Annotated in this window: 20 protein-coding genes; 17 read left to right on the top strand and 3 right to left on the bottom strand. The window is 69.0% G+C overall.

The annotated features are described in order from the left end of the window. Entirely contained in the window at positions 1-786 is a 786-nt protein-coding gene (locus BW730_RS06015; protein WP_077685470.1) for a maleylpyruvate isomerase family mycothiol-dependent enzyme, read from the top strand. 42 nt (positions 787-828) lie between these two features. On the opposite strand, the gene BW730_RS06010 is transcribed toward BW730_RS06015, so the two are convergent. Next, a complete protein-coding gene (locus BW730_RS06010; protein WP_077685469.1) occupies positions 829-1,998 on the bottom strand; it encodes an RtcB family protein in 1,170 nt (389 codons plus the stop codon). Positions 1,999-2,321: 323 nt separating this feature from the next. Between BW730_RS06010 and BW730_RS06005 the strand changes: the two genes are divergently transcribed. The 3 genes from BW730_RS06005 (at position 2,322) to BW730_RS05995 (ending at position 4,695) form a co-directional block, all read left to right on the top strand. Next, positions 2,322-2,966, top strand: coding sequence for a hypothetical protein (locus BW730_RS06005; protein ID WP_077685468.1), 645 nt, complete (start codon positions 2,322-2,324; stop codon positions 2,964-2,966). Next, complete coding sequence (locus BW730_RS06000; protein WP_077685467.1) at positions 2,963-3,910, top strand: hypothetical protein; 948 nt, start codon at positions 2,963-2,965, stop codon at positions 3,908-3,910. Before BW730_RS06005 ends, BW730_RS06000 begins: the two co-directional genes overlap by 4 nt. A gap of 137 nt (positions 3,911-4,047) precedes the next feature. Continuing rightward, the gene (locus BW730_RS05995) at positions 4,048-4,695 is read left to right on the top strand and encodes a response regulator transcription factor (RefSeq protein WP_077685466.1); all 648 of its coding nucleotides are present in this window, start codon (positions 4,048-4,050) and stop codon (positions 4,693-4,695) included. A 350-nt stretch (positions 4,696-5,045) separates the two neighbouring features. Here the strand turns inward: BW730_RS05995 and BW730_RS05990 are convergent, their stop codons facing one another. Beyond that, complete coding sequence (locus tag BW730_RS05990; RefSeq protein ID WP_158522490.1) at positions 5,046-5,684, bottom strand: sensor histidine kinase; 639 nt, start codon at positions 5,682-5,684, stop codon at positions 5,046-5,048. Between the two features lie 17 nt (positions 5,685-5,701). After that, positions 5,702-6,283 (bottom strand): sensor domain-containing protein, encoded by a 582-nt coding sequence (locus BW730_RS18030; RefSeq protein ID WP_145952743.1) that lies wholly within the window; start codon positions 6,281-6,283, stop codon positions 5,702-5,704. A 387-nt stretch (positions 6,284-6,670) separates the two neighbouring features. Here BW730_RS18030 and efp point away from each other — a divergent pair, with 387 nt between their 5' ends. The 13 genes from efp (at position 6,671) to BW730_RS05925 (ending at position 20,773) form a co-directional block, all read left to right on the top strand. After that, positions 6,671-7,237, top strand: coding sequence for an elongation factor P (gene efp, locus BW730_RS05985; RefSeq protein ID WP_077685464.1), 567 nt, complete (start codon positions 6,671-6,673; stop codon positions 7,235-7,237). Then, the gene (nusB, locus tag BW730_RS05980; protein WP_077685463.1) at positions 7,238-7,666 is read left to right on the top strand and encodes a transcription antitermination factor NusB; all 429 of its coding nucleotides are present in this window, start codon (positions 7,238-7,240) and stop codon (positions 7,664-7,666) included. It begins immediately after the preceding gene. A gap of 16 nt (positions 7,667-7,682) precedes the next feature. After that, positions 7,683-8,810: a glutamine-hydrolyzing carbamoyl-phosphate synthase small subunit gene (gene carA / locus BW730_RS05975; RefSeq protein WP_077685462.1), complete on the top strand. Its 1,128-nt coding sequence runs from the start codon at positions 7,683-7,685 to the stop codon at positions 8,808-8,810. Next, positions 8,810-12,115, top strand: a complete 3,306-nt coding sequence (gene carB / locus BW730_RS05970; protein ID WP_077685461.1) for a carbamoyl-phosphate synthase large subunit — start codon at positions 8,810-8,812, stop codon at positions 12,113-12,115. Before carA ends, carB begins: the two co-directional genes overlap by 1 nt. Next, the gene (locus BW730_RS05965) at positions 12,112-13,161 is read left to right on the top strand and encodes a quinone-dependent dihydroorotate dehydrogenase (protein WP_077685460.1); all 1,050 of its coding nucleotides are present in this window, start codon (positions 12,112-12,114) and stop codon (positions 13,159-13,161) included. The genes carB and BW730_RS05965 overlap by 4 nt, the downstream gene beginning before the upstream one ends. Then, positions 13,161-13,988 (top strand): orotidine-5'-phosphate decarboxylase, encoded by an 828-nt coding sequence (gene pyrF, locus BW730_RS05960; protein ID WP_077685459.1) that lies wholly within the window; start codon positions 13,161-13,163, stop codon positions 13,986-13,988. The genes BW730_RS05965 and pyrF overlap by 1 nt, the downstream gene beginning before the upstream one ends. A 79-nt stretch (positions 13,989-14,067) precedes the next feature. Beyond that, positions 14,068-14,379, top strand: coding sequence for an integration host factor, actinobacterial type (gene mihF / locus BW730_RS05955; protein WP_077685458.1), 312 nt, complete (start codon positions 14,068-14,070; stop codon positions 14,377-14,379). 26 nt (positions 14,380-14,405) lie between these two features. Continuing rightward, the gene (gmk, locus tag BW730_RS05950) at positions 14,406-14,960 is read left to right on the top strand and encodes a guanylate kinase (RefSeq protein ID WP_077685457.1); all 555 of its coding nucleotides are present in this window, start codon (positions 14,406-14,408) and stop codon (positions 14,958-14,960) included. A gap of 26 nt (positions 14,961-14,986) precedes the next feature. Continuing rightward, positions 14,987-15,331 carry a DNA-directed RNA polymerase subunit omega gene (gene rpoZ / locus BW730_RS05945; RefSeq protein WP_077687540.1) on the top strand — a complete coding sequence of 115 codons (345 nt, stop codon included), beginning with the start codon at positions 14,987-14,989 and terminating at the stop codon, positions 15,329-15,331. 81 nt (positions 15,332-15,412) lie between these two features. Next, positions 15,413-16,600: a methionine adenosyltransferase gene (gene metK, locus BW730_RS05940; protein WP_077685456.1), complete on the top strand. Its 1,188-nt coding sequence runs from the start codon at positions 15,413-15,415 to the stop codon at positions 16,598-16,600. Positions 16,601-16,602: 2 nt separating this feature from the next. Then, complete coding sequence (locus BW730_RS05935; RefSeq protein WP_077685455.1) at positions 16,603-18,540, top strand: primosomal protein N' family DNA-binding protein; 1,938 nt, start codon at positions 16,603-16,605, stop codon at positions 18,538-18,540. After that, positions 18,537-19,448 carry a methionyl-tRNA formyltransferase gene (gene fmt / locus BW730_RS05930; RefSeq protein WP_077685454.1) on the top strand — a complete coding sequence of 304 codons (912 nt, stop codon included), beginning with the start codon at positions 18,537-18,539 and terminating at the stop codon, positions 19,446-19,448. Before BW730_RS05935 ends, fmt begins: the two co-directional genes overlap by 4 nt. Continuing rightward, positions 19,445-20,773: an RsmB/NOP family class I SAM-dependent RNA methyltransferase gene (locus BW730_RS05925; RefSeq protein ID WP_077685453.1), complete on the top strand. Its 1,329-nt coding sequence runs from the start codon at positions 19,445-19,447 to the stop codon at positions 20,771-20,773. Before fmt ends, BW730_RS05925 begins: the two co-directional genes overlap by 4 nt. Positions 20,774-20,846 lie beyond the last annotated feature (73 nt).

Below are 20,846 nucleotides of genomic sequence, written 5' to 3'. Positions count from 1 at the left end.
ATGAGCTACGAAGCCACGCATGTGATCAGGGCCGAGGCGCGCCGCCTCGCCGACGTGATCCGGGGGATCGACGCCGCAACGCCGGTCCCGACCTGCCCGGGCTGGAACGCAGACGACCTGCTGTGGCACCTCACCGAGGTCCACCTGTTCTGGGCGTCGGTCATTTCGTCCGGGGCGACAAGCGACGCCGAGGTCGAACGGCTCGAGGCAGCCCAGCCGCCGCGCCCCGCGACCCGCGCGGAGGTGCTCGACCGTCGCGAGCGCGCCACCGAGGACCTGATCGCCGCGCTGCTGTCCGGCCCCCTCGACGCGCCGTCGTGGAGTTGGTTCCCCGGCGACAAGAGCGTCGGGTTCACCGAGCGGATGCAGCCGCACGAGGCCACCATCCATCGCGTCGACGCCGAACTGACCGCCGGGCTGCCGATCTCGCCGATCGACCCGGAGGTCGCGGGTCGCGGGATCGACCACGTCCTCGACGTGATGTGGAACTGGGTGCCGGCAGACGCCACGCGCACCCCGCTCGGCGTCGTCGAACTGCGCCCCACCGACGAAGAGCCCCGGCTCGTCGAGCTGTACCGGTGGAACGGGACCGCCTGGGGCAACGACTTCGTCGACCAGATCGGCGGCGGCAGGGCTCCCGAGGGCGCTGTGCCCGCGGCCGTGATCGCAGGGCCCGCCCAGGAACTCGACATGCTCGTCTGGTCGCGGCCGGCCACCACCACCCGCGAGGGTGACGCCGCGCTGCTGAGCGCCTTCGACGAACTGATCGCCTTCGGCATCCAGTAGGCGAGTGCCCCGCGCCGCCACCCGAGGGTCGCGGCGCGAGGTTCAGTCGCCCTTCACGTTGACCAACTGGTGCAGCGTGTGGCGGATCTCGACCAGCCCAGCCGAGTCGGCCATCACCTGGTCGATCGGCTTGTAGGCCGCGGGGATCTCGTCGATGAACGCGTCGGTGTCGCGGTACTCGATGCCCCGCATCGACTCCCGCAACTGTTCGCGCGTGAACGTCCGCCGCGCCTGCGACCTCGAGAACGCCCGTCCGGCACCGTGCGGTGCCGAGTTGAGCGACACCGGGTTACCCAGCCCGCTGACGACGTAGCTGGCGGTGCCCATGGACCCGGGGATCAGGCCCGCGAGTCCCTCGTCGGCCTTGATGGCACCCTTCCGGGAGACCCAGACGTCCTTGCCGAAGTGCCGTTCGCGCTCGGTGAAGTTGTGGTGGCAGTTGACCCGCTCCAACTCCTGGACGCCCTCGCCCATGGCGGCCGCCATCCGGGCGACGACGCGATCCATCATCTCATCGCGGTTCAGCAGCGCGAAGTGCTGGGCCCACCTCAGCTCGGCGATGTAGCGGGTGAACTCGGCCGTGCCCTCGACGAGGTAGGCCAGGTCCGGGTCTGGCAACTCGATCCACCACTGCTTCGCGAGCCGCTGCGCCACCTGGATGTGATGCCCGGCGATCTTGTTCCCGATACCGCGGGAGCCTGAGTGCAGGAACAGCCAGACCGCGTCGTTCTCGTCAGCCGTCACCTCGATGAAGTGGTTCCCGGAGCCGAGCGAGCCGAGCTGGAGGCGCCAGTTGCCCGCGTAGCCTGCCGGGTCGAGGCCGGAGCGCTCCGCAAGCGACTCCAGTTCCTGGATGCGCGGCTCGGCGCTCGGCAGCACCCGCGCGTTGTGGTGCCCCGCCGACAGCGGGATCGCGCGTTCGATCGCGACCCGCAGCGCGGCGAGATCGACGGCGGCCACCTGTGCCTTGGTGAACTGCGTCCGCACTGCGATCATGCCGCAGCCGATGTCGACTCCGACCGCCGCGGGGATGATCGCCCCGAGCGTCGGGATGACCGATCCGACGGTCGCGCCCTTGCCCAGGTGGGCGTCGGGCATCAGCGCCAGATGCGGGTAGATGAACGGCAGCGTCGAGGCGGTGCGCGCCTGGTCGAGCGTCTGCTCGTCCAGGATGCTTGCCCATGAGACGAGCCGTTTGGTGAGGTGTTCCATGATTCCTTCCTTGAACAGGACGAGTCGCTGGTCGGGGAATCATGTGCGGTGATGGCCGCGGATACACATGAGGCCCCGAACCTGAGCGGTTACGGGGCCAGAGATTGATCAGTAGATCGGTCAGCCGCGTGCCTCAGGGACGACGAGAAGGCGGTAGCAGCTCATCGGCTGCACCGCTTCTTGGCGCTGGAACTTCAGCACGTCGCTCCTGGACTCGTTCCGCGTCCCGTGACGCGGACTAGCCAAGATAGCCCGCCCGCGCGGCCGGCGTCAACGATGAGTCGCGCCGTCACCCACGAGGCCCGACGTGACAAGATGAACCCGTGGAGGTCCTGCGCGTGCTCTGGGCGGCCCTTGGGCTAGACCCTCGGCTGTTCCTGCGCGTCGATGACGCGCCCATGACGCTGCTGTGGCCAGCGCTCGGCGTGGCGCTGCTAGCCGCCGCCTCCACGATGCTCGGACACATCGCGATCCTGCTGCTCAACAAGATCAACGGCTGGCGCCTCCTGACCAGCCTGCTGCTCTCTGCGGTCTCGCTTGCGTTCCTGCACGTGCTGCAGGCCGCCATCACCTGGGGCGTGGCGTCCCTGGTGCGCGGCCCGATGCCGCTGCTGCCGCTGATCGTCGTCGGGCTGGTGTCGACGGCGCCGCTGGTGTGGAACTTCGCGACGGCGCTCCCGCACCTCGGACTGCTGCTCGGCAGGATCCTCGAGGGGTGGAGCTTCCTGATCCTCGTGATCGGCGTCGCCAGCGCCTTCGACGTCAGCCTGCTGTGGTCGCTCGGGTTCTCCGCTGCGGGCTGGGTCGTGATGCAGGTCGTCTCCCGGTTGGCGCAGCGCCCCTTGAACTGGGTCACCTCGCGGCTGTGGACGCTCGCGACCGGCCGACCCACGATGGTCACGGCGCGAGACATCCTCGCTGGCACCCCGATCACCCCCGTCTCGCAGCGTCGGGAGGTGACCCGATGATCACCTGGATCCTGGGCATCGCGGTGCTGATCGTGTTCGCCTTCGTGCTGCTGTCCCCGCTCGAGTCGCTGCGCTGGTGGGCGGACAAGGGCGAGGTCGAGGTGCGTCGCAGCTTCGACGTGATCCCCCTCGACGCCCGCGCCGAGACCTCGTCGCACCACTTCGTCGTCTACCTCTCGGGCGTCGGGACGATCGGCGGGGACGGCCTATCCCGGCGCGAGACGGCCTGGCTCGACCTGCTGCGCGAGTCGGTGACCGACGTGGTCATCGTCGACGACGTGTTTCCCTACGCGGTCGACAACCGGGGGCTGCTGCAGCGCGCCACCGAGTGGCTGTGGCGAAGGCTCGACCGGATGCGCCGCCAGTGGCGCAGCAACCCGCTCGCGATGCTGATCAACCTTCGCAACATCGCCCAGGTCCTCGTCTCGGCCGACCCCCGCTACGGCCCGACCCAGAGCATCGGCCTCGCGCAGGAGATCTGGCGCTCGCTGCAGCGCCACGGCTACCACCCCGGCAGCGGCGACCCGGTCACGCTGATCGGCTTCTCGGGAGGGGCGCAGATGGCGCTCGGCGCGGGCTGGTTCCTCTCCGGCCTGGGAATCCCGGTCTCGATGATCAGCGTCGGAGGCATCTACGGCGACGATCCGGGCCTCGACCGGATGCGGCACGTCTGGAACCTGACGGGGACCTCCGACCGGCTACGGCTGATCGGCGACATCGCCTTCCCTGGGCGCTGGCCGACGGCCCCGCTGTCGACGTGGGGCAGGGCGAAGCGGGAGGGTCGCGTCTCATTCGAGAGCGTCGGCCCGATGCGTCACGACGGCGCAAACGCCTACTTCGGCGGCCGGGCAACCCTCGACGACGGCCGCAGCTACGCCGAGGCCACCCGCGACGCGGTCGTCCGGATCCTGAACGACCAGTCCGCCTCGACACCGGTCGGCTGAGCGCTTCCTTGAGCATGTTTGGTGTCTCGTTGCGATTTTCAGCCGATGTTCACGTTCACAGGCAAACGAGTTACCAACATGCTCAAATCCCCACCCAGCCGACTGCGTGCCTAGGGGGTCCGGGCAGACTTGGGACCATGCGAATCTTCCTGGCCGAGGACCAGTTCCTGCTCCGGCAGGGCCTCGAACGACTGCTCGCCTCCAACGGCGTCGAGGTCGTCGGCAGCGTCGCCGAGGCGGGGGAGATCGTCCCCGGCGTGCTGGAAACGCAGCCCGACGTGGCGCTCCTCGACATCCGGATGCCGCCCACCAACACCGACGAGGGGATCAGGGCCGCGCTCGAACTGCGGAGGGCGCGACGCGGGTTCCCGGTGCTACTGCTCAGCCAGTACGTCGAGCACCTCTACCTCGACGAGTTGCTCGGGGACGGCGCCGGAGCAATCGGCTACCTGCTGAAGGACCGCGTCTTCGACGACGTCAGCTTCGTCGCAGCGCTGCGCACGGTCGCCTCGGGCGGGACGGTGATCGACCCGGAGGTCATCACGACGCTGATGCAGCGCAAGGTGCTCGCGGACAGGCTGTCCGCGTTGACGCCGCGCGAGACGGAGGTGCTCGAACTGATGGCGCGGGGCGAGGCCAACGCCGCCATGGCCGAGCGACTCGTCGTCACCGAGAAGGCCATCCAGAAACACATCAACTCGATCTTCGCGAAGTTGGGCCTGAGCGAGGAGCCGAACTCCTCGCGCCGCGTCCTGGCCGTCCTCGCCTTCCTGCGCGCCGGCTAACGGACCAGCAAGCGGAGCGGCCGCCGTCGGTCGGCTCTGGCGTTGAGCAGTACCCAGGGGCGCGAAGCCGTGCGCGCCGGCGACTCGGACGGCCAGCGGAGAGGGGGCCCTGGGTCGGCTGTGGGGTTGAGCAGTAATCCGTGCTCGACCCATGCGCGATGGGCGCGCGTCCACGGGGCGGTCGTTGAGCAGCATTCTGGGTTCGATGGCCGTTTCGACGTGCGCTCTCGGCGTGTCGTCCATCGACCAGTGACTACTGCTCAACCGACCAGTGACTACTGCTCAAACGCGACACCCAGCCATCGCTACACGGGACGGGGGACTCGGGCGGTTCGACCAGTGAATACTGCTCAACGCCCTAACCAGGCCACCGCTACACGGGGCGAGGGACGCGGGCGGTCACGACGGTCGGGCCGCCGACGGGGAGATGACGTCGAGGTGGCCGTCGAACGGGGCGAGCCGGGCGCGGATCCCGCGATGCCCCCGAACGGTCCCTCAACCACACCCCCGATGCCGTTGTCCGTGACCCGGGCGACCGCCCAGTCGCTCTCGTCCTCCAGATCGATGACGATCTCCGACGCCCCGGAGTGCTTTGCCGCGTTCGTGACCAGTTCGGCGATCGTGAAGTACAGCGCCGACTCCAAGGGGGCGATCAGGCGAAACGAATCCGACGCCTCGACCCGCATGTCGATCGGAGACGACGCCGCGAGCGCCCTTGCCGCCGCGACAAGGCCCCGGTCGGCAAGGACCGGAGGTCGGATGCCCCGCACCAGCCCACGGAGGTCCTGCAGAGCCGCGGATGAGTCGCTCTTGGCTGTCGCGAGCAACAGCCTCGCGCCCTCAGGGTCGATCTCCAACAGCCGTTCCACCTGCGTCAGCGTCATCCCCATGGTGACGATGCGCGCCTGGGCGCCGTCGTGGAGATCGCGCTCGATGCGGCGGATCTCAGCCTCCTGCAGTTCCAGCGCCGAACGCCGGGTCGTGGTCAACTCGTCGACCCGCTTCGCTAGAGCGGTCTGTCCGGGGCATCGGCGAGTTGGAAGGCTGCCCGACGCGCTGTCGTCAACTGGTTGACGCGTGCCAGGGGAAGCGTCGATATGAGGAGAACTGTGCCGAAGGCAAGCCCCGCTAGGTAGTTGGTGGCGTACGGGAGGTAGTCCACAAACCCGACGGCTCCCTGCACCATGTACACGACACCAGCGATCATGCAGGCCAACTGAACGGAGAGGCCGATGGCGCTCAGGAGTGGATTCGTGAGGTGCCACCGGATGTCGGCCAGCGTCTCGGGGTCGCGAAGCTGGGCGACCACTTCCTCTATGCCTGCGACTCGACGAGCGGTGAACGGCGGCGCGGATAGCGGGCGGTCGAGGACGCGGGACGCCAGTCGTCGCTGGCGCTCGGCATTCTCGCGCAGTGCCGAGAACAGCGGTGCCGAGTCGAGGCCAAGCACGCCGAGAATCAGTCCCAACGGTAGCCATCCGAGGGCGATCGCCTCGCGAAAGGCATACCAGGCAAGCCAGACGTTGTCGGTGATCGCCTGACCGAACCTGCGCTTCGGTGTGCCCTTGTCTTTCATACGCATCAGCATGCCTGGTTGCGGAGTTCGTGTCGGGAGTGCCCGCCTGCATGTCGACGGTGGTGCCAGCACCACCGCAGAGAGGCATGCCTCCAGGCCTGACCCAGCGCCAGTCGGCGCCCTACCGTCGAGACATGCTGTGTGCCGCCACCCTCGTCGCGATCGCAGCCGTCGCTGCGATATGTGCGACGCATCGGCTCACGCCGGGGGAGCCACACTGCCGGGTGATGCGGATGGTCGCAATCGTGGGGGTGGCTGGTGCATTGGTCAGCGCGCTGGCCGGGGGCCTCATCGCCTGATGGACGGCCGGGGCAACGCCTTGGGGGATTCGGGGCGTCTGCGGTAGAGTGCAACGCTGGCCGCGTGAGTGCCGCAAGTCTGCGACGAGGAGTCCCCAACATGGCGTCAACCAACGATCTGAAGAACGGCATGGTTCTCGATCTCGATGGACAGCTTTGGCAGGTTCTGTGGTTCCAGCACCACAAGCCGGGCAAGGGCAACACCGTCGTGCGCTCCAAGCTCAAGCACGTGCTGACCGGCAAGATCATCGACAAGACGTTCAACTCCGACACCAAGGTCGACACCGCGACCGTCGACCGTCGCGAGATGCAGTACCTGTACATGGACGGCGACGACTACGTCTTCATGGACAACACCACCTTCGACCAGTTCATGATCTCCGCAGACATCGTCGGCGATGCCAAGGACTACATGCTGGAGAACCAGAACGCCATCGTCGCCACCCACGAGGGCACCCCGCTGTTCATTGAGCTCCCGGCATCGGTCGAGCTCGAGGTCACCTACACCGAGCCCGGCCTGCAGGGCGACCGCTCCACCGGCGGCACCAAGCCCGCCACGCTGGAGACCGGCAAGGAGATCCAGGTTCCCCTGTTCATCACCACCGGCGAGCGCATCAAGGTCGACACCCGCGAGGGCGGCTCCTACCTGGGACGCGTCTCCAGCTAAATGGCTGACGTCAAGCCCCACTACAGCTCGCAGACCAAGGCCCGCAAGGCCGCCCTTGACATCTTGTTCATGGCGGACCAACGCGACGCCTCGGTCAGTGAGACGTTCGCCGAGCAGCGCACGCTTTCCGGCAATACTGTGCGCGAACTGACCACCGACATCGTGCTCGGCGTCGCGGAGCACCAGATGGAGATCGACCAGCGCATCGCAGAATCGACGACCATGAACTGGCCGTTGGAGCGGATGCCCTGCGTCGACCGCAACCTGGCGCGCATCGCGATCTACGAGCTCGACTACACCGAGACCCCGCCGTCCGCAGTGATCTCCGAGGCGGTCCGCCTTGCGGGCGACCTCTCGACGGACGAATCCCCGGCATTCCTGAACGGACTGCTGTCAAAGGCCCTGGCGGCAAAGCCGACAACGAACTGATCCGAAAGAGGTACGCATGAGTTCCCGTCCTGCATTGTTGGTTTTGGAGGATGGGCGCGTATTTCGTGGCCAGTCCTTCGGCGCCGAGGGGGAGACCTTCGGTGAGCTGGTCTTCTCGACCGGCATGTCCGGCTACCAGGAGACGCTGACCGACCCCAGCTACCGCGGGCAGGTCGTCCTCATGACCGCGCCGCACATCGGCAACACCGGCTGGAACGACGAGGACGGCGAGTCCGGCCGCATCTGGGTGCAGGGCTTCATCGTCCGCGACCCCGCGCCCCGCCCCTCCAACTGGCGCTCCCGCAGGCCGCTCGACGAGGAACTGCGCGACCAGGGCATCGTGGGCATCTCCGACATCGACACCAGGGCGCTGACCCGCCACGTCCGCGACCGCGGCGTGATGCGCGTCGGCATCTCCACCGACACCCTTGATCCGCAGGCTCTGCTGGCGAAGGTCAACGAGCAGCCGTTGATGGCGGGCGCCGACCTGGTCGGCGACGTCACCACCAAGACGCACTACGTCGTGCCCGCCCAAGGCGAGAAGCGCGCGACGGTGGTCGCGGTCGACCTCGGTATCAAGTCCATGACGCCCACCCAGCTCGCGGCCCGCGGGCTCGAGGTGCACGTCGTGCCTGCGCACACCACCTTCGAGCAGCTGATGGAGTACCAGCCCGACGGCGTGTTCTTCAGCAACGGCCCGGGCGACCCCGCCACGGCGACCGGCCCCATCTCCGTGCTGCGCGAGGTGCTCGAGGCGGGCCTGCCCTACTTCGGCATCTGCTTCGGCAACCAACTCTTCGGCCGCGCGCTCGGTCTCGACACCTACAAGCTGAAGTTCGGCCACCGCGGCATCAACCAGCCCGTGGTCGACCGCACCACCGGCAAGGTCGAGATCACGGCCCACAACCACGGCTTCGCCGTCCAGGCGCCGCTCGACAAGGCGACAAGCACCGAGTTCGGCGACGTCACCGTCAGCCACGTGTGCCTCAACGACGACGTCGTGGAGGGCCTCGAACTTCGCCGCGACGGAGACCTGGTGGCCTTCTCGGTGCAGTACCACCCGGAGGCGGCAGCGGGACCCCACGACGCCAACTACCTGTTCGACCGCTTCGCCGACGTCCTGTCGGCCGGGAAGGAAGCCTGATGCCCCGCCGCACGGACATCTCCTCGATCCTCGTCATCGGCTCCGGCCCGATCGTGATCGGCCAGGCCTGCGAGTTCGACTACTCCGGCACCCAGGCCTGCCGCGTGCTGCGCGAGGAGGGCTACCGCGTCGTCCTGGTGAACTCGAACCCGGCCACCATCATGACGGACCCCGACTTCGCCGACGCGACCTACGTCGAGCCCATCACGCCCGAGTTCGTTGAGCGAGTGATCGCCAAGGAGCGCCCCGACGCGGTGCTTGCCACGCTCGGTGGCCAGACGGCGCTTAACGCGGCCGTCAAGCTACACGAGAACGGGGTGCTCGAGAAGTACGGAGTCGAGCTGATCGGCGCCTCCATCGAGGCCATCCAGCGCGGCGAGGACCGCGAACAGTTCAAGCAGATCGTGCTCGGGCTCACCGACATCGCGGGCGGCGCCGCCGAGGTGGCGCGCTCGGCCATCTGCCACACCATGGACGAGGTGGTGGCCGCTGCCGACGACCTCGGTTACCCCGTCGTGGTGCGCCCCAGCTTCACCATGGGCGGCGTCGGGTCCGGCTTCGCCCACGATGAGGGCGAACTGCGCAACATCGCAGGCGCGGGCCTCTCCGCATCGCCGACCACCGAGGTCCTGATCGAGGAGTCCATCCTCGGCTGGAAGGAGTTCGAGCTGGAGGTGATGCGCGACAAGGCGGACAACGTCGTGATCATCTGCTCCATCGAGAACTTCGACCCGATGGGCGTGCACACCGGCGACTCCATCACCGTCGCCCCCGCCATGACGCTGACCGACCGCGAACTGCAGCGGATGCGCGACGTCGGCATCGGCATCATCCGCGCCGTCGGCGTCGACACCGGCGGCTGCAACATCCAGTTCGCGATCAACCCCGACGACGGCCGCATGATCGTCATCGAGATGAACCCCCGCGTGTCGCGCTCCTCGGCGCTCGCGTCGAAGGCCACGGGCTTCCCGATCGCCAAGATCGCCGCGAAGGTCGCCGTCGGGTACACCCTCGACGAGATCCCCAACGACATCACCAAGGAGACCCCGGCGAGCTTCGAGCCGACGCTCGACTACGTGATCGTCAAGGTGCCCCGCTTCGCGTTCGAGAAGTTCCCGGCCGCCGACCCGTTCCTGACCACGCACATGAAGTCGGTCGGCGAGGCGATGGGCATCGGACGCAACTTCACCGAGGCGCTCGGCAAGGCGTTGCGCTCGATGGAGGACCCGAAGGCGCCCTTCGAGTTCGGCCAGCCGATCACCGACTCGGTCGACGACCTGCTCGAGCGCGCCAGCCGACCCCACGACGGTCGCATCCAGCTCGTCATGAACGCGCTGCGCGCGGGCGCCAGCGTCGAGCAGGTCTTCGACGCCACCAAGATCGACCCGTGGTTCCTCGACCAACTCGTCGTGATGCTCGACGCCGCCCGCGAGGTCCGCGACGCCGCCGAGCTGACCCCCGAGGTGCTGCGGATGGCCAAGCGGCACGGACTCTCCGACGCCCAGGTCGCCCGGCTGCGTAACCTCAGCACCGACGTGGTGCGCGGCGTCCGGTGGGCGCTCGGCATCCGCCCCGTGTACAAGGCCGTCGACACCTGCGCGGCCGAGTTCGCGGCCGCGACGCCGTACCTCTACTCGTCCTATGACGAGGAGACCGAGGTGCCCGCGCGCACCAAGGAGGCCGTGCTGATCCTCGGCTCCGGCCCGAACCGGATCGGCCAGGGCATCGAGTTCGACTACTCGTGCGTGCACGCCACCATGGCCCTTCGCGAGGCCGGCTACGAGACCGTGATGGTCAACTGCAACCCCGAGACGGTCTCCACCGACTACGACACGGCCGACCGCCTCTACTTCGAGCCCCTGACGGCCGAGGACGTCCTCGAGATCTACCACGCCGAGCTCCAGGCGGGCCCCGTCGCTGGGGTCATCTGCCAGCTCGGTGGGCAGACGCCGCTGAAGCTCGCGCAGACGCTGAAGGATGCCGGGGTGCCCATCGTCGGCACCTCGCCGGAGGCGATCAACCTCGCGGAGGAGCGCGGCGCGTTTGGTCGGGTGCTCGCCAACGCGGGCCTGACCGCCCCGAAGCACGGCATGGCGGCCTCCGCCGACGAGGCAAAGGCGATCGCCAAGGAGATCGGCTACCCGGTCCTGGTGCGCCCGAGCTACGTGCTCGGCGGGCGCGGGATGCAGATCGTCTACACCGACGAGGCTCTCGAGACCTACATCCAGAAGGCGACCGAGGTGAGCCAGGACCAGCCCGTGCTGGTTGACCGCTTCCTCGACGACGCGGTGGAGATCGACGTCGACGCGCTCTACGACGGCACCGACCTCTACATCGGCGGCGTGATGGAGCACATCGAGGAGGCGGGCATCCACTCCGGCGACTCGGCCTGCTCGCTCCCGCCGATCACCCTCGGGGACGCGGTGATCGACCAGATCCGCCATGACACGCTCGCGATCGCGGAGGGCGTCGGCGTGCGGGGGTTGCTGAACATCCAGTACGCGCTGCATTCCGACACGCTGTACGTGCTGGAGGCCAACCCGCGCGCCTCCCGGACGGTGCCGTTCGTCTCGAAGGCCACCAACACCTCACTCGCGAAGGCGGCCGCTCTCGTCATGCTCGGCCGGTCGATCGCCGACCTGCGCGCCTCCGGCATGCTGCGCGCCGAGGGCGACGGCTCCACGCCGCTGCCCGGCGCCCCGGTCGCCGTGAAGGAGGCCGTGATGCCGTTCAACCGGTTCCGCACCTCCACCGGAGCGTTCGTTGACACGCTGCTCGGCCCCGAGATGCGCTCCACCGGCGAGGTGATGGGCCTCAGCGACAACTTCGGCACCGCCTACGCCAAGTCCCAAGCGGGCGGCGGGGGACCGCTGCCCACCGCAGGGACGATCTTCGTGTCGATCGCCGACCGCGACAAGCGCCACGCGATCTGGCCCATCAAGCGACTGGTCGACCTCGGCTTCCGGGTGCTCGCCACCCGCGGCACCGCCTCGGTGCTGCGCCGCAACGGCGTCGCCGCCGAGGACGTCAAGAAGCTGTCCGAGATGACCGAGGGCGCCACGCAGCCGAGCATCGTCGAGCTGATCAACTCCGGCAAGATCGACCTGATCTTCAACACGCCCGAGGGCTCGTCGTCGGGGGAGAGCACCCGCGAGGACGGCTACCAGATCCGCACCGCCGCCGTGCTCGCCGACGTGCCGCTCGTGACGACCGTCCCGGGGCTTGGCGCCGCGACGCAGGGCATCGAGTCGCTGCAGCGCGGCGACATCGACGTCCGATCCCTTCAGGACTGGGCTGCCCGATGAGTGAGATCGGTACCCGTGCGCTCCGCGCCGGATACCGTGCTCTCCGCGCTGGCCTGTTCCGGTATGCCGGGGGGGACGCCGAACGCGTCCACGAGGCCATGCTGCATTGGCTCTCCAGGGTGCCGGGACACGCCGACGGCCGGGTCGCCGACCCGGTGACGGTGGCGGGCGTCAGCTTCCCCAACAGGGTTGGGCTGGCGGCCGGCCTCGACAAGGACGGCGTCGCGGCGCAGGCGTGGGCGCGGTTCGGATTCGGCTTCGCCGAACTCGGCACCGTCACCGCCCACGCCCAGCCCGGCAACCCGAAGCCCCGCGTCTTCCGGGCGATCAGTAGTCGCGGCATCGTGAACCGGATGGGGTTCAACAACGCGGGCGCCGCCGCGCTCGCGCAGACGCTCCGGGCCAAGGGAGTGGCCCGCGGCAACTCGGCCATGGGGATCCCGCTGGGCGTCTCGATCGGCAAGACCAAGGCGACGCCCCTCGACCAGGCCACCGACGACTACCTGATGTCGCTGCGACTGCTGGCGCCGCTTGCCGACTACATCGCCGTCAACGTGTCCAGCCCGAACACTCCCGGCCTGCGCAGCCTGCAGGCGGCCCGTGAGATCGGCCACCTCGTGTCGGCCCTCACGACCGAGGCGCGGGACCTGTCCGACACGCCGGTGCCGATCTTTGTGAAGCTCGCACCCGACCTTCAGGGCACCGATCTGGACGAAACTCTCGCAGTTCTGCGCGATTCCTCAGTCAGCGGCCTGATCGCGACCAATACCACCCTCTCCAGGGAAGGCCTGCACTCAGCCGACTCCGCACTCGCCAACCAGGCTGGCGGGCTGAGCGGCGCGCCGCTGACCGCCAAGGCGCTCAACTTCGTTGAACGGTTGACAACCTCAACTACACTGCCGGTCATGGGTGTGGGGGGCATCATGAGCCCCAGGGACGGCGCCCGGATGTTCGACGCGGGTGCTGCGCTGGTGCAGTTGTACACGGGATTCATCTACGAAGGGCCGGCCCTGATCGCCGGGATCAACGACACAAGGAGAAGCTAGTGACCTATGCCGACCGCCTCGCCCAGGTGACCGCTCAACGGGGGAGGCTGTGTGTCGGCATCGATCCGATGCCAAGCGTCCTCGACGCATGGGGCCTCGCCCACGACCTCTCCGGACTGGAACGCTGCGCCCGCGGCATCGTCGAGGTCCTCGGCCCCACGATCGCGGTGTTCAAGCCCCAGTCAGCCTTCTTTGAGGCATATGGATCGCGCGGCGTCGCCGTCCTCGAACGCGTGCTCGCCGACATCCGCGATGCGGGCGCCTTGTCGATTCTCGACGTGAAGCGCGGCGACATCGGCTCGTCCATGGCGGGCTACGCGGCTGCCTACCTGGGAGACGGCGCGCCGCTCTGGGCCGACGCCATCACCATCAGCCCCTACCTCGGCGTCGGCGCCCTCCGCCCGGCCATCGACGCCGCCGTCGCGGGTGGACAGGGGGTCTATGTACTGGCCCGCACCTCCAACCCCGACGGCGCGACCATCCAACTCGCCGATACCGGCGCGGGAACCGTTGCCCAGCACATCGTCAACGAAACGCGGGAGATGAATGCCTCCGCAGAGGGCTGCATCGGGCTCGTCGTGGGTGCGACACACCGGGAGGCAGGATGTGATCTTGGCGGTTTCAACGGATCAATTCTGGTCCCGGGGATCGGTGCACAGGGAGGCACCATCTCGGGTCTGGCCGACGTGTTTGGGAGCGCTCTCCCGCGCGTACTACCCACTGCGAGTCGTGACATCATCGGCAGCGGACACGAGAACTTGGGAGAAAGGGCGCGGAGTCTAACTGCCGAGTTGCGCAAGTTGCCAGAAAACGGTGAAAACTACTGACTTTCGGATACAACGAAGGTAGATTCTTCTCGACACAAGGCGTGTCGATTCGAATAGTCATGAGGTGAAGGGACTTTCAATGACGATTCCACAATTGAGCAGCGAGCAACTCGGTGCCGCACGTGAGGCCGCGACGCAGGCTCGTCGCGCGCGCGCAGAACTCAAGGACCGGGTAAAGAACGGCGAGCTGACTTTCAGCAAGGCTCTCGACAAGGCGCTCGCCGATGACACCTTGTCGCGCATCAAGGTCATCGACCTGCTGCGTTCCATCCCACGGGTGGGTGTGACGCGCGCCACGGAGATCATGGAGAACCTCCAGATCGCCCCGAACCGGCGCATTCGTGGCCTCGGTCGCCACCAGGTGGAGCGACTGAACGAGTTGTTCAACTAACCACTGCGTGACCTAAGCTCGGCCTGGTGAACACCTCGCATGTGTGGGTGATCTCCGGGCCGAGCGCAGTGGGTAAGGGCACCGTCTGCGCCAGGCTCAAGGAGCTGCACCCCGAACTCTTCTATTCCGTCTCCATGACCACGCGCGAGCCGCGTCCGGGGGAGACCGACGGGACGTCGTACCGGTTCGTCTCCATCGAAGAGTTCCAGTCGTTGATCGAGCGGGGAGAGTTCCTCGAATGGGCCGTGGTGCACGGCACCAACTTCTATGGCACCCCCAGGCAGCCCGTCCTCGACGCGCTCGCCGCGGGTAACCAGGTCGTCCTCGAGATCGACCTGCAGGGCGCCCGTCAGGTCAAGCGCAACCTCCCCGAGGCGCGGCTGGTCTTCCTGACCCCGCCGTCCTGGGAGGAGCTGGTCTCGCGCCTTGAGGGGCGCGGCACCGAGGACAAGGCGGGCCAGGAGCGACGCCTCGCCACCGCACGGGTCGAGCTTGAGGCGATCGCCGAGGCCGACCACGTCGTCAAGAACATCGAGATCGAGGACACCGTCAATACTTTGGTAAGCTTGATGGGCTTGTGATCGAAATCCGTGAACGAAGGATCACCTTGAACACTCAGCCTGAAGGCATCACCAATCCGCCGATCGACAACCTGCTGCACGACATCGACTCGAAGTACCGTCTGGTGCTGTTCGCGGCGAAGCGTGCGCGGCAGATCAACGCCTACTACTCGCAGCTCGGTGAGGGCCTGCTGGAGAACGTCGGCCCCATGGTGCCTGCCGCTCCGGAGGAGAAGCCCCTCTCCATCGCTCTCCGCGAGATGAACGAGGGCCTCCTGCAGTACACCCAGATCGATCCCGCCGCCGAGGAAGCCTCCCGCGCCTCCGAGACCGCAGATCCGGCCTTCACCTTCGTCGACCCGTTCGCAACGGACGACACTCCCGCGTCCTGACCGACGCCCACAAGGGGGCGGCTTGTTGCCGCCACATCCACCCTCACCAACGCGGCTTGTCGCCGCACTAAGGAGCTCGTCATGAGCCGACTCTTCACGTCGGAGTCCGTGACCGAAGGTCACCCCGACAAGATCGCAGATTCCATCTCCGACGCCGTGCTCGACGGGCTGCTCACGCAGGACCCGCTCGCGCGCGTCGCCGTCGAGACGCTGATCACCACCGGCCTCGTGGTCGTCGCGGGGGAGGTGTCGACGACCGGCTATGTCGACGTCGCCAACCTCGTCCGCGAACGCATCCTCGAGATCGGCTACGACTCGTCCAGGAAGGGCTTCGACGGCGCGTCCTGCGGCGTCTCGGTCGCGATCGGCAACCAGTCGCCCGACATCGCCCAGGGCGTTGACGACGCATACGAACACCGCGTGGACGCCGAGGCCGACGCCGTCAGCCTCCAGGGCGCGGGCGACCAGGGCCTGATGTTCGGCTTCGCCTGCGACGAGACCCCCGCTCTGATGCCGCTGCCCATCGACCTGGCGCACCGGCTCGCGGAGCGGCTCACCGAGGTCCGCAAGGACGCGACGCTGCCCTACCTCAGGCCCGACGGCAAGACCCAGGTCACCGTCTCCTACGACGATGAGGGTCGCCCCGAGGGGATCGACACCATCGTGGTCAGCTCGCAGCACGGCGAGGACGTCACGCAGGACACCATCGGCGCCGACCTGCGCCGCGAGGTCATCGCCCCGGTGCTCGACAGGTACGGCTTCGCGGTCCCCGAGCGCGTCCTGGTCAACCCGACAGGCAAGTTCGTCATCGGTGGCCCGATGGGCGACGCAGGCGTCACGGGTCGCAAGATCATCGTCGACACCTACGGCGGCATGGCCCGCCACGGCGGCGGCGCCTTCTCAGGCAAGGACCCGTCGAAGGTCGACCGCTCGGCCGCCTACGCGATGCGCTGGGTCGCCAAGAACGTCGTCGCCGCGGGCCTCGCGAGGCGCTGCGAGGTGCAGGTCGCCTACGCCATCGGCAAGGCGCACCCCGTCGGCTTCTACCTCGACACCTTCGGCACCTCCGTGGTGCCCGAGTCGCAGATCCGGGACGCCGTGCTCGCCACCTTCGACCTGCGCCCCGGCGCGATCATCCGCGACCTCGACCTGCTGCGCCCCATCTACAGCGACGTGACGGTCTACGGCCACTTCGGCCGCGACCTGCCCAACGCCACCTGGGAGCGGACCGACCGCGCCGACGCGCTGGCGGCCGCAGTCAAGGGATAACGGTGAGCTTCCCACGGGTGGCCCGGGTCGCCGTGGACGTGCCGCTGGCCCACCTGGACCGGCTGTTCGACTACGAGATTCCCGAGGCCCTCGTGGCGGATGCAGTGGTCGGGGCCCGCGTCAAGGTGCCGTTCTCCGGCCAGTTGCGCGATGGCTGGCTCATCGAACTGGCCGACGAGAGCGAACTCGACTCCCTCGCAAAGCTCCGCAAGGTCGTCTCCCCGGAACCCATCGCGGTGCCGCGCGTCAACGAGCTGATCCGGGCCGTGGCTGACCACTATGCGGGCACCTGGTGGGACGTGGCGCGACTGGCCATCCCGCCTCGACACGCCACCACCGAGAAGGCACCGCAGCGCGAGTGGCCCGCCCCCAAGCCCCTCGAGTCGGCGACCGTGCTGCCCAGCTACCCGGAGGGCGCCACGCTGCTCGACGCCCTACGCGAAGGGCGCTCGCCGCGCGTCATGTGGCAGGCCGCGGCCGTCAACGACGGGCCGGGCGACCTGTTGGGCGGAGTCATCGAGGCCTGCGACGCGACGCTCGCCTCCGGTCGCTCCGTGGTCGTGGTGTTCCCGACGGTGCGGGAGGTCAACCGGGCGTTGACCCGCTTCCGGGCCGTCTTCGGCCACGGCGCCGTCGCCTCGCTTGCCGCAGAACTCGGCCGGTCCGCGCGCTATCGCGCCTATCTGGCCGCAGCCAGGGGCGAGGCGAGGATCATCGTCGGGACCCGCAGCGCGGTGTTCGCGCCGGTCCACGACCTCGGCCTCGTGGTGATCGTCGACGACGGGCACGACGGCTACGCAGAACCGCGCGCCCCGCACCCGCACGCCCGAGCCGTCGCGATCCTGCGCGCCTCGCGCGAGAACGCCGCCCTTCTGATCGCCGGCCACGCGCGCAGCACCGACGCGCAGGCGCTGGTCGAGAGGGGGTGGCTGCGCGAACTCGCCCTCAGCCCAGGAGACTCCCGCCGCGTCTCCACGCCGGTCCGGGCGGTGTCAGAGGTCGACCGCGACCGGGACCCGACCGCGGCCCGGCTGCGGATCCCTTCGGTGGCCTTCCGATTCCTCCGCGACCACCTCGCGAAGGGCCCCGTGCTCGTTCAGGTGCCGATGGTCGGCTTCTCCGCATCGCTCTCCTGCGCCAGGTGCGGGAACCTGGCGCGCTGCCCCAAGTGCGAGGGCCCGATGCGGGAGAAGACCCGAGGGATGCCCGAATGCGCGCTGTGCGGCTTCCGGCCCAGCCGCTGGACCTGCCCCCACTGCCACACCTCTGGGTTGCGCACCCCGCTCGCGGGTGCCGCCCGCACCGCTGAGGAACTCGCACGGGCCTTTCCCGGCGTGCTCGCGGTCAACTCGTCGGCGGACCGGATCCGCGACGAGGTGCCGGACCAGGCGGCCATCGTCGTCGCGACCCCGGGCGCCGAACCCGAGGCTGCGGGCGGCTACGCAGGGGCGCTGATCCTCGACGCCGACGTGACGCTGGCCCGCGCGGACCTGCGCGCCGCCGAGGAGGCGGTGCGCCGCTGGTCCAACGCCGCGGCGCTCGCCCGCGGCCCCCGGGAGGGAGGGTCGGTGCTGATCGTCGGGACCGACACCCAGCCGGCGATCCAGGCGATGGTCCGCTCCGACCTGGCGGGCTTCGTCGCGCGCGAACTGGCCGACCGGGCCGACGCGGGCCTTGTGCCTGCCACCAAATTGGCGCGCATCGTCGGGGAACCGGACGCGGTGAACGACTTCCTGGACAACGACGACTGGGAGGGCATCGAGATCCTCGGCCCGACCGAGGTGGGCCCCGAGCGCTGGGCGGCGTTGCTGCGGGCCCCCGTCGACCGGGGAAGGGAACTGACCCGCAGGGTCAAGGCGGCCGCGGCGATCCGATCCGCCCGCAAGGAGCGTGGAATGCTGAGCATCACCGTCGACCCCGAATCGTTGGAGGACAGATGAGACTGGTCTTCGCCGGCACCCCCGAGGCGGCCGTCGCATCCCTTGACGCCCTGGTCGCTTCCTCGCACGAGGTCGTCGCCGTCGTCACCCGCCCGGACGCGCCCGCGGGTAGGGGCCGCAGGCTGACCGCCTCGCCGGTCGCCCAGCGCGCGACCGAGTTGGGGATCGAGGTGCTGAAGCCGTCGCACCCACGCGACCCAGAGTTCCAGGCCCGGCTGCGCGACCTGGCCCCCGACGCGTGCCCGGTGGTCGCCTACGGGGCGCTGCTGCCGCAGTCGGCGCTCGACATCCCGACCCACGGCTGGGTCAACCTGCACTTCTCGCTGCTGCCGCGCTGGCGCGGGGCCGCGCCGGTGCAGCGCGCCATCATGGCGGGCGACCCCGAGATCGGCACGGCCTGCTTCGACATCGTGCGCGAACTCGACGCCGGGGACGTGTACCTGGTGGAGTCGTTCCCGATGCCGGACGCCACGGCGGGGGAGTTGCTCGCCAGCCTCGCCGAGTCGGGGGCGCGTCAACTGGTCGCCGCCGTCGACCTGATCGCCGTGGGGGTCGCCCCCACGCCCCAGCCGACCGAGGGCATCACGGTCGCCCCGAAGATCACCGTCGAGGAGGCGCGCCTCGACCTCGGCCGGGACGCCGCCTCGCTGCGCAACCAGATCATGGGCTGCTCTCCCGACCCGGGCGCCTGGTGCGAACTCGACGGGCAGCGGTTCAAGGTCTACCGCGCCCGCGTCGCCGACCCGCTCCCGCTCGGCCCCGGGCAGTTGAGCGCGACCAAGCGGCAGGTCTTCGTCGGCACCGGCGACGGCACGCTCGAACTCCTCGAGGTCCAGGCGCCGGGCAAGCGGCGGATGCCCGCGATCGACTGGGCCCGCTCCGGCGTGGAAGGCAAGGTGCTCGCATGAGCAGGCCGAGCACCGTCGACGTGCCGCGCCGGATCGCCTTCGACGTGCTGCGCCAGGTGACCGGTGAGGACGCGTACGCGAACCTCGCGCTCGCGAAGCGGCTTGCGACCGCGGGGCTCAGCACCCGCGACGCCGGGCTGGTCACCGAACTGGTGGCGGGCACCTGTCGGCTGATGGGCACCTACGACCTGGTCATCGAGGCGGCCTCCGGTCGCTCGCTCGGCACCATGCAGCCCGCGGTGGTCGACCTGCTGCGGCTCGGCGCGCACCAGGTGCTCGGCATGGGCATGAAGCGCTACGCCGCCGTCGGGACGACGGTGGACCTGGCGCGGGCGACGGTCGGGCAGCGCGTCACGGGGTTGGTCAATGCGGTGATGCGTAAGATCTCGGCCAAGCCGCTTGACGCCTGGCTGGACGAGTTGGCTGAGGGCGAGGACGCGTTGGGGGCGCTCGCGGTGCGCGGGCAGCATCCGCGCTGGATCGTCGAGGCGTACGCGGACGTGTTGCCCGTCGAGGAGATCGCCGAGGCGCTCGCCGCGAACAACGTCTCGCCGCAACCGACGCTGGTGGTGCGTCCCGGGCTCGCCGAGGTCGCCGATCTGAAGGACGCCACGCCGACGCGTTGGTCGCCGTACGGCGCCACGGCGGCGGGAGCCCCCGCCGATCAGCCCGCGGTGCGTCAGGGTCTTGCTGGCGTGCAGGACGAGGGCTCGCAGTTGGTCGCCCTTGCCCTGGCGCGGGCCGAAGCACCCGAGGGTCCGTGGTTGGACATGTGCGCAGGCCCCGGTGGCAAGGCCGCGCTGCTGGCTGGCCTGGCTCGGAGGGACGGCACGTGGCTGCTGGCGAGCGAGGCGCAGGAGCACCGGGCGCGCCTGGTCGCCGAGGCGCTGTCGGCGTACCCGGACGGCTACGAGGTGATCACCGCGGACGGTACGGCGCCGGCGTGGGGTCGCTCGTTCGCGAAGGTGATGGTCGACGTGCCGTGCTCCGGCTTGGGTGCGTTGCGGCGGCGACCTGACTCGCGGTGGAGGCGAGGACCCGAGGACGTCAGGGCCTTGGGGGAGTCGCAGCGTTCGCTGTTGCGGACGGCGCTCGCGTCGACGCTGCCTGGCGGTGTCGTGGCGTACGTGACGTGTTCCCCGCATCGGGCCGAGACGACCGAGGTGGTCGACGACGTGCTCGCCTCGACGCCTGGGGTGGAGAGGCTCGTTGCTGCGGATCTGCTGCCGGAGGTGCCGGACGTGGGGGTGGGGGAGGACGTCCAACTCTGGACCCACAGACAGGGCACTGACGCCATGTACCTGTCGCTCTTGCGGGTCCTCTAGTCGAGCCTGTGGGCCTGCTGATTTGAGCCTGTGGTCGGCGCGTAGCCGTGGGTCCGCTGACTGAACCGGTGGT

It is taken from the genome of Tessaracoccus aquimaris (genome assembly GCF_001997345.1).
GTDB classification, from domain to species: domain Bacteria; phylum Actinomycetota; class Actinomycetes; order Propionibacteriales; family Propionibacteriaceae; genus Arachnia; species Arachnia aquimaris.
Note: the sequence above shows the minus strand (reverse complement) of the source record. Positions and strands in the feature narration are given on the sequence as shown.